Source organism: Bacteroides sp. AF25-5LB, assembly GCF_003602965.1.
Classification (GTDB): Bacteria; Bacteroidota; Bacteroidia; order Bacteroidales; family Bacteroidaceae; genus Bacteroides; species Bacteroides uniformis.
The window spans coordinates 1-10,030 of the sequence record NZ_QTMC01000032.1 but is presented as its reverse complement, the minus strand read 5'-3'; the positions used below and the strand labels follow the sequence as shown (position 1 = coordinate 10,030).

At 36.7% G+C, this 10,030-nt stretch carries 4 protein-coding genes and 1 pseudogene; 3 read left to right on the top strand and 2 right to left on the bottom strand.

Annotation, left to right across the window (positions count from 1 at the left end; all coding sequences use genetic code 11):
- The coding region (locus tag DWY57_RS20415) for a RagB/SusD family nutrient uptake outer membrane protein (RefSeq protein ID WP_347812499.1) at window positions 1-1,536 on the top strand (1,536 nt) is incomplete at its 5' end.
- Between the two features lie 152 nt (window positions 1,537-1,688).
- Here the strand turns inward: DWY57_RS20415 and DWY57_RS20410 are convergent.
- Window positions 1,689-2,832, bottom strand: a pseudogene (locus DWY57_RS20410) (ATPase).
- A 135-nt stretch (window positions 2,833-2,967) separates the two neighbouring features.
- A complete protein-coding gene (locus DWY57_RS20405) occupies window positions 2,968-4,188 on the bottom strand; it encodes an ATP-binding protein (RefSeq protein WP_119962347.1) in 1,221 nt (406 codons plus the stop codon).
- A gap of 417 nt (window positions 4,189-4,605) precedes the next feature.
- Between DWY57_RS20405 and DWY57_RS20400 the strand changes: the two genes are divergently transcribed.
- Both DWY57_RS20400 and DWY57_RS20395 read left to right on the top strand, forming a co-directional pair.
- Window positions 4,606-7,572, top strand: coding sequence for a TonB-dependent receptor (locus tag DWY57_RS20400; RefSeq protein WP_347812500.1), 2,967 nt, complete (start codon window positions 4,606-4,608; stop codon window positions 7,570-7,572).
- A gap of 18 nt (window positions 7,573-7,590) precedes the next feature.
- The gene (locus DWY57_RS20395) at window positions 7,591-9,051 is read left to right on the top strand and encodes a RagB/SusD family nutrient uptake outer membrane protein (protein ID WP_016274185.1); all 1,461 of its coding nucleotides are present in this window, start codon (window positions 7,591-7,593) and stop codon (window positions 9,049-9,051) included.
- Window positions 9,052-10,030 lie beyond the last annotated feature (979 nt).

Genomic DNA, 10,030 nt, shown 5'->3' with positions numbered 1-10,030 from the left:
AGAGGACGTTTAGACGCAAGAAGGACGCTGAAGAGCTTAGTTGCGGATTTGAGGATATATAAAATAGCAGCTTGTTCTGCATTAGTAGCCTTGGTGCTTTCTGGCTGTAAAGAATCTTTTCTGGAGGAAGATCCAAATGGATATATTTCATCTGACCAGATAAAAGAAAATGCAGTGTGGAATCCTAATATCATGTTAGGTCAGGCATTAGGTACGTATTCCACAACATTTGCCTGGCAGACAGGCGGTACAACGAATCACGACGATTTCGGACAAAAATCCATTGATATTGCCACAGATTTAATGAGTGGGGATCTGGCAATGAGCGGAGAAACCTACGGCTGGTTTAGCGATGCAGCTAGATTGCAGTGTAATACTACCACAAAAAACAGAACCTACATGCTGTGGAGGTATTATTACCGCATCATCAAGGCCTGCAATGAAATATTTGACACTGTAGGAGGAGATGAAAGTGTACCGGCTAATGAGGATAACCAAAATTATTATGCACAAGCAAAAGCTTTGAGGGCTCATTCGTATTTCAATTTGGTGAATTTATATGCAAAACCTTACGATATTGATAAAAATGCTAAGGCCATACCTCTTTACCGTTCTCAAACCACAGCAGAGACATTAGGACTCTCCACAGTGGAGGAAGTGTATGAACGGGTTATTATCGACTTGAAGGAATCAATAAATATTTTGGAAGAGTTGGAAGCAGCAGGTATTGGTCGTCCCAACGGCACTAAGGACCAAATCGACCAATGGACAGCTAAAGGAATACTTGCCTATGTTTATTTGACCAAAGGTGAATATGAGAATGCTGCTGCATTAACTTCCGATATTATCAATAACTCAGGATATCCTTTGATGAGTGAAACTGAAATTATCGAATCTGGATTCCGGAGTATCAATATCGGTTCATGGATGTGGGCATTTGATATTACCAAAGATAACACCGGAGGTTTGCCCACATTCTGGGGACAGGTAGATTATTTCACTTATAGCTACTGTTCTGCAGGTGATTATAAAATGATAGACCATAATCTGTATAATGAAATACCTGAAACAGATACTCGTAAACAGTGGTTTCATCCGTCTGTATTGATTAGCTGGTATAAATTTTATGATGCCGGAAGAAAAGCAATGGGAGACCGTACATGGACAAATGATATTGTTTACATGCGAGTTGAAGAGATGTACCTGATAAATGCTGAAGCCAATGCACGGGCAAATCATCTGCCCGAGGCAAAAGCAGCATTGAAGGCTCTATTAGAACAGCGGGATCAGGCCACGGCTGCAGAAGTGGACAATATGAATGCTGATCAATTACTGGAAAACATATACTACAACTGGCGTGTAGAAATGTGGGCCGAAGGACGAGGTTTACTTACCTTGAAACGTTTCCACAAATCAATGGTACGTGGTGACAACAACTACGCATTGACTGGTGAAACGATCTCATACGATGACTCCAGATTGATCTTTGAAATTCCAGAGCGTGAAGTAACGAATAATCCCAATTTGCAGAAATGATAAAGTGCCACATTAGATTGTGCAAATCAGATGAATAAAAGAGGGAGAGTATCTAAATTTAGAATACTCTCCTTTTTTAATATAACGAAATCTGGTTCTTGTTGTATAAAGAGGGCAACACAAATCATTGCAGATGCACTGACATATCAATCTTATTTAGACTGCTTCAATAACCATATTTCAAAGAATTTATCGTAAACCTTGTATTCTCCAAGTTCACAAGTAACAAAATCCTTGTCCAACAATCCTTTTATAGCTCCTTGTACTGAGCTGGCTGTCAATTTATAGGTTTTCAAGAATCTGGAAGAAGTTATTTCCCTTGCTTTTCCTTCTTTGCAAATGGCAAACAATACCTCCTTTTGTTTGGGAGGAAGTTGATAAAGAAGAGAGGAATAAGTAAAATTCAACTGAGACAAAATGTTTTCGATCGCTATGCTCACTTTGTCTGCCGTACAAATTTCACCTGTAGCTGTCATTGCATACAATGAGTTGGAGATGAATTGAATATACCATGTAATGCCCTCAAAACGTTCATATACGTTCTGAACAGTTTCTTCTGTAATGTCTTTATTGGCTATGAGGAAATGTTTCCTAATAAACTTTGTGTAAGTTCCTATGTCTATTGGATGTAATTCCATGATGGCTGTACTTTGATAGAAAGGGCGTGCTGGACTTGTGAATATTTCGCCCATCATATGCCGTTGGGAACCTGCATAAATAAATCTTGCATTTGCGCAATGCTGAATATGGGTACGCAATACAGCTTCAATATTTTTTCCCGGATATTTGGCAATAGCTTGAAATTCGTCAATAGCCACCAGGCAGGGCTTGTCGGCCTTCTCCAAATAATAAAAAATTTCATCCAAAGTAATAGAAGGAGTTTTTATATCTCCCATCTCCAAATTCCAACCGGGATTTCCTGCAAAATCAAATGAAATTCCCGCCCGAAGCGATGACAAGCAACTTAAAAACAAATCCCACGCTTTTCTACCTCGTGGTTTCAGACCATTCATAATTCCTTTGCCAAGCTCAAAAACAAACTCTTGAAGATTCTTAGTCGCATATATATCAATCAAGAAAATATAATATTCCTTTTCGATATGTCTTTTGATGAAAACAATGTTCTATTAAGCCCGTCTTTCCTAAACGACGAGAAGATATTAAAGCTACATTGTTACCATTTGTGATATAACGGGTTAATGTTCCGGTTTCAGCTACACGGTCACAAAAATATTCAGCGGATATATATCCATTGGTTATGAAAGGGTATTCTTCTCCATAAAGTGAATGCTTTATACAAAAAAAATTATAATCTTATTATAATGCAAATATCACAATGCTTTTGTATCGATTCTCCAACTTTGTTTCATATAATCTGTCAGAGGAAATCTGTTGATTTACTCTTCTCATATTGGAAATTAAATTATAGATTTACAATCTTTCTTTATCCTCTGCCAACAAAAAGTTTCGCAGTGAAATTTGTTTAATTCCTTTGTAATTTCCCCCGCTTTGCATTTCATCCATTGTAACTACATATTTGGGGTAATTGTCTGCTATTTCCAAAAGATTGCCAAATTCTCGCCTAACAGTTGCATCATCGGGAAGCATATATGCTACTTGGATATAGACTTTATGGTCGTCCTTGGAAGCAATGAAATCAATTTCCTTATTGCCACTCTTTCCGACATATACTTCATATCCATATCTTAATAAATCAATGCATACAACATTTTCCATTAACTTGTTGATGTCTTTTCGAAAATCAAAATGCTGTATGGAATTATGTAATCCCAAATCTTCAAAATAATATTTCTCACCAATCTCAAAGATTTTCATCCCTCGGATTTCAGCTCGTTGAATTTTGTAAATAAAGAAACTATTGCACAGTGCCTTTAGATAGTTCAGAATTGTCTGCGTGGGAATGTTGACGTGTTGCGACTTTAAATATTTACTAATATTCTGGGCAGAAAAAAGAGAGCCGGTATTATCTATCAGATAAGCTACGAGATTCTCTAAAAAAGATACATTCCGGATTGATTCACGTGCAACCACATCTTTTAGTAGGATAGTAGAATAAACGTTTCTCAAATACTCGAATATGACATTCTTGTCCATTGTTAGATTATGAATGTATGGCATACCTCCGAATGTAAGATAGAGTTTTAGACTTTCGGTGGAGTCTTGGCGTTGATTGAAAGTTAAGAATTCCCCATAGCTAAGTGAGTGAATGGGAAATTCTATATATCTTCCTGCCAATTGAGTAGCAAGTTCACTGGACAGCATTTTAGCATTACTTCCGGTGCAATAGATATCACATTTATTTTCGTTCAATAAACTCCGCAGACACAATTGGAATTCTTCAATCTCTTGGATTTCATCTACAAAAAGATAGTTATGATTATGCCCAGTAACCTTCTTTAAAACATATTGATAAAGATCCATGTAGTTCCTAATTTCCGTGAAGGCAAGTTGCTCTTTATCTACAAAAATGATATTGGCTTCCGGTATGTTTTTCTTTATGATATCTGATATCTGTAAAAGAATGTAGCTTTTACCTATCCTACGTTGGCCGGTTATTACTTTTATTATACTTTTATCAATAAACGGTTCAATTCTCTTTATGTATAAAGGACGGGAGATATAATTTTTCATATTCAAACATGATTTAGTTTATATGCAAAGATATAAAATATTTCAATTATAATTGAATATTTCTATGTATATTCCACATTCATACATTATAAATAATATATGTAAACTAAATATTTCTCAACAAAAAAGAATTTTGGGACTTTTATGGATAAAATCTATATTTCAAGATAAATTCCTCTATATAATTTATCGTTATTCTTGAATAAAAAACATTTGTTGGGTTAATTAGTACATCACAAATTAAAAGGGTAGAATGAAATTTAATAATAACGTGCTTATTATCAGCTTTTAATTATTCAAAATGGTATGAAATGGGTACTTCAAACCACTTACCTCCCTTCGCCATATACCTTTATATAGAATATATAATAGAGTAAGCCTTGTTTTATAATGATTGTAAATTATTAATTTTCAGCAATATACATATATTGTAGTTCCGCGAAAACTCTGCTAATTTCGTATGTTGGTATGCAAACGCAAGAGGTGGCTGTCGCACCTTCTTTAAGAGTCATCTTAAAGTCCGACAGTGAAATTCTTGATGAAGTAACAGTCATAGCTTATGGTACTGCAAAGAAGAACTCACTAACAGGTTCTGTTGCTACTATCAAATCCAGTGATATGGAAAAGCTTCCAGTTACTTCATTTGAGAAAGCATTACAAGGATTGTCTCCTGGACTGCAGATCGCAAGTGTCTCCGGTCAACCGGGTTCGTCTACACAGGTACGTATTCGTGGTATCGGGTCTATGTCTGCCTCAAGTACCCCACTTTATGTTATAGATGGAGTTGCTATTGAAGCTGCAAACTTAAGTGAAGTTGCAAATACCAGTAAATATGGGACAAGTGCAAATCCACTTTCAAACTTAAATCCGAATGATATTGAGTCTATTACCATCTTAAAAGATGCTTCTGCTGCTTCTCTGTACGGATCACGTGCGGCCAATGGTGTTATTCTGATTACAACGAAGCAGGGTAAAAAAGGACAAGCCAAGGTTAGCTTTAAAGCTCAAATGTCATCTTCCAAACTCCCTTCTGGTGGTTATAATTTGATGAATGCCTCCGAACATTATGCTCTGTATTATGGAGGCTTCTATAATAATAATATTGCTAAAGGCATGTCCTCAGAAGAAGCTTCTGCTGCAGCCAACAAATCCACACAAAGCATGTATGGGCGAAATCCATATAATGTTGCTAACCCTCTGGATGCTTCTGGCGACTTGACATCTGGCGCTCAATTGATGATTGATACCGATTGGTTGGATGAAGTCTTCAGAACCGGGATGTCACAAGAATACGATATCAGTGTAAATGGAGGAAACGAGAAATCAAAATACTTCATTTCTATGGGATATATGAATCAAGAGGGTATTGTGATTGGTTCGGATTTTGAACGATATTCAGGTCGTGCAAATGTCTCAACAGAAATTAAACCTTGGTTCAGTATGGGTATCAATTCCACTTTCTCTTTGGCAAAACAAAACACTCCTGTAGGTGGAGGTGGCGGTGCTAGTCCTTTGACTAATGGTATTTTCCTACCCAATGCTGTTCCAGTATATGATTTGGATGAAAATTTCCAAATGCAATATGATGAGAATGGCAAACCTCTTTATAACTTCAAGAATCCCATATTTCAGGATATGAATGTTATATCATTTGCACAAACTGACAAATATGCAACTAACACATACCGTGTTTTGGTAAATCCCTACGTGGATTTCAACTTTTATGGAGTTCATTGGAAAACAAGTCTTTCATATGATTATATCAATTTGGATGAAACGCAATGGTATAATGCGGAGCATGGTAATGGTAAAGCTGCACAAGGACGCTTGTACAAATATGCCATTTGGAACAATACTTTTGGATTGACCAGTACATTAAATTATAATTTCAACATAAAGGAAGACCATCACTTCTCGGTATTGGCTGGTTATGAAATCTATAATAAAGAGTACAAGCGCACTTATGCACAAGGAACAAAATTTCCAATTGGTGGTTTGACAGAGCTGAATGTAGCTGCTACTCCGCAAGAAGTAGGTTCTGTAACAGATAAAGAGCGCATGCTTTCTTATTTTGGTCGATTAAATTATGATTATCAGAATAAATATTTTGCCTCATTCAGTATCCGCTCCGATGGTTCTTCACGTTTTGCACCGGGACATCGTTATGGTACATTTTGGAGTGTCGGATTAAATTGGCGTATCAGCGAAGAAAACTTCATGAAAGATATTACTTGGCTCGATGACTTGAAACTGCGTGCCAGCTATGGTACTTCAGGTAACAAAACATCTGATTACTTATATGGTTATCAAGCCTTCTATGAAGGTGGAGCCAATTATAACGGAGAGTCTGGCTTCAGACATTCTCAATTAGCAAATCCTGATTTGTCATGGGAAAAATCCAAAAACTTCAATGTGGGGTTGGATTTTGCAGTACTTAACAGTCGCCTGCATGGATCCATTGACTATTATATCAAAAACTCTGATGAACTGTTATTGGAAAAACCTTTAGCCGGTTCTACGGGGTTGGACATAATTATGTCTAATTTGGGTGGTATGCGCAACTCTGGTATAGAAGTAGATTTGCATTCCCTGAATATTCAAGCCGGAGACTTTAATTGGGGAACCGACTTCAATATCTCTTTTAACAAGAATGAAATCACTTCTTATCCCGAAGAACAGGAAGTTGTTGGTACAAAAGTTCGTACGGTAGGCTACAGCCTTTATGAATTTTACATGCAAGAATGGGCCGGAGTAGATAAAGAAACCGGTGCTCCACTTTGGTATAAAGACGTAAAAGATGATAAAGGTAATCCGACAGGTGAAAGAACTACCACTTCAACTTACTCTACTGCAGACAAATACAAACTTGGTTCTGCACTTCCCAATGTATTTGGAGGTTTGAATAACACATTTACATTTAAAGGATTAGACCTTTCATTCCTCTTTACTTATAGTTTTGGAGGAAAGATATATGATGCGTACGAAGCCAATTTGCTGAATGATGGTAACAACAACGGTTATCAAGCCATCAAAGATCAAGCGAATTATTGGACAAAAGAGAATCCAAACGCTCCGAATCCTGCATTCTTGCCCAATAACACTTCAAGTTCTCATTCTACATCAAGCCGCTATTTGCACGATGCAGATTTCATTAAATTTAAAAATATCAACTTAGGTTATACTCTACCAAAAAAATGGACACAGAAGATACAGTTGGAGACAGTACGTTTCTTTGGAAGTCTGGAGAATATCTGTGTATGGAACTTGGATGGTAGTTTCAAAGGTTACGATGTGGAATTGGGAGGTGTAACCGGAGTATTGGACGGTGCAGGTACGGTTCCATTGCCTCGTACAATCTTATTTGGTATAAATATTGGTTTCTAATTTAAAATTGAGATTACGATGAATAGAATAAAGCAAACTATAATAGCACTTGCAATAGGTCTTAGCTTGGCAAATTGCGGTGATGATTTTTTGGATACTACTTCTTCGGACCAAATGTCCGATTCTAACACCTTTACTACGATAGACGGTGCGCAGCAAGTGTTGACCGGTGCTTATGACTGGTTGACCAATGGCTGGTTGGCTCATATGACCAACCAATATATTTTCTTCTTGCCTGACATTATGGGAGATGACGCATTGGTGACACCTGACCCCAACTACAATTATGGACGTTTTGTGTCTCCTTATCAATATACAGTTTCTCCAGGAAGTACCTATACTGATGACCCGTGGAAGGGATGTTACAGTATCATAGATAATACGAATGCCATTTTGGATAATATCGGAAACCTGGCAGAAAGTGCAGAGCGTAACAGAATTGAAGGTGAAGCGCTATCTCTAAGAGCTTATACTTATCATTTCTTAGTAAGAATGTATGCCAAACCTGTAAACAAGTACCCGGATAATCCGAGCATAATTTTACGTATTTCTTCTGGAACAGAAGACCTTCCTCGTGCTACGGTAAAAGATGTGTATAATCAGCTTGTCGTTGACATGGAAAAAGCATGTGGATTGTTGGACCAGCATTCTTCTTCATCTAAGGCATATATCGGTGCGAATGCTGCTCATGGAATTCTTGCACGTTTGTATTTGGATTTAGGTGATGAAACAAATGGCATCAAACATGCCAATGCTGCATTGAAAGGTGTTAATTTGATGAATACGGCAGTTTACACAGCTGATTTCTGTGAAGTTAACTCAGAAACACTTTGGGCTTTCGAATGTCCAACTGATGATAATCAATTCTATCTTTCATTACCCTCTTTCTGGTATTTGTGTGGAGATGATTATGAAGATGCTGTTATTGGTTATAGCTCATTACGAGTTTCAAAGGCTTTGATTAATCTAATGGAAGATAAAGATATACGCAAAACTCAGTTCCCGAAAGATTCTGAAACAAACGATTATATCAGTGAAACAGGATACTTGACAACAAAGATTCATAGTCGTAACAATGAAATGGGACAAGGCTCTTTCAATATGCTGCGTGGTTCTGAGATGTATCTTATTATTGCTGAATTAGCTGCTGACAAACAGCATTATGATGTGGCTAAAGAAGCATTAAATGTTGTTCGGATAGCTCGTGGATTGGATAAATATAGTGGAACGGATGCCGGTTTAGCAGATGAGATACAACAAGAAAGAAGGCGTGAATTATTTGCAGAGGGACATCGCCTATTCGACATGAAACGTAGAGGTTTGGCATTGACAAGAACTGGAGTTGACGGACACGATTTGTGGACTAGTCAATTAGACCTTCCTGCTGGCTCTGATAGATTTGAATTACCTATTCCGCAAGCAGAGATTGATGCTAATGGAGAACTGACAAATAATGATCAGAATCCTGCTTATAAATAAGTCTGTAAGAAGGAGTATATCTGATTTATGAACTTTCAAAACATCTCTATTTGATAGGGTGTTTTCTAAATAAAGTGTTTTAAAAGCCGTTCACTGTGAAGTAAGCGGCTTTTGTTATTCTATCTTTTCCACTTTATTTCTGCAACAACCATTTCCAAATAGGACGTATAGAAATTCGCTGCCGGGGATTAACGGTTATTTCTTCCTCGTCTTCCAAAGTGATGCCAATGGAGAGATTAAAAGTATACCGGCACGTATCATACTGCATAGACTTTATGGAGAAGAACTGAAACGATAGAAATATCCTCTCTTCAATAAACAGCAAACCTGAATTGTCTGCACGACACGGGAGTCAGCGCGGATTACAAAAGTACATTCTTTATTCCCCTGAATTATAAAAATATATCCACTCAGTCTTCGTTATTCTATGTAGACTATATTCTCTTACAAGAAGACTTCCTCATTACGTTTTTGACATGCTCCAAACAGTAGTTTTTCATAGCTATAGAATTCTTTACTCCAATTACTTTGTATTTGGAATAATCTCCATTTATAAGATAGAGACAATTACATAGTGTTCTATGCATAAAATGGATAAATAGGTAGGATAGTATTTATGTAACCATTATAAATTCAATAGTATTTTACATAAGGGGTTACATTCTCATAGATGGAATAAACAACACGAGTAAATAATTGACAAAAAGCAACTAAATGATAGATATTGACAAAGCCCTTCTAGTTTTTGAGAAAAAAGATCCTGACGTTATGATTATAGCACATCAGTACAGAATTAAAAACCTTCAAATCAGCATATTACCATTACAAATAGTATCATATAAGTAGATTGTCATTTACAGTGGATATGTATAGAGTATCTTCTCTAGAGGATTACTTTATTTCAGGAGCTCTTTTTATTTATTTTATATTGCTTATTATCAACAATATAGGCATAATATAGTTCCGCGAAAACTCTGGT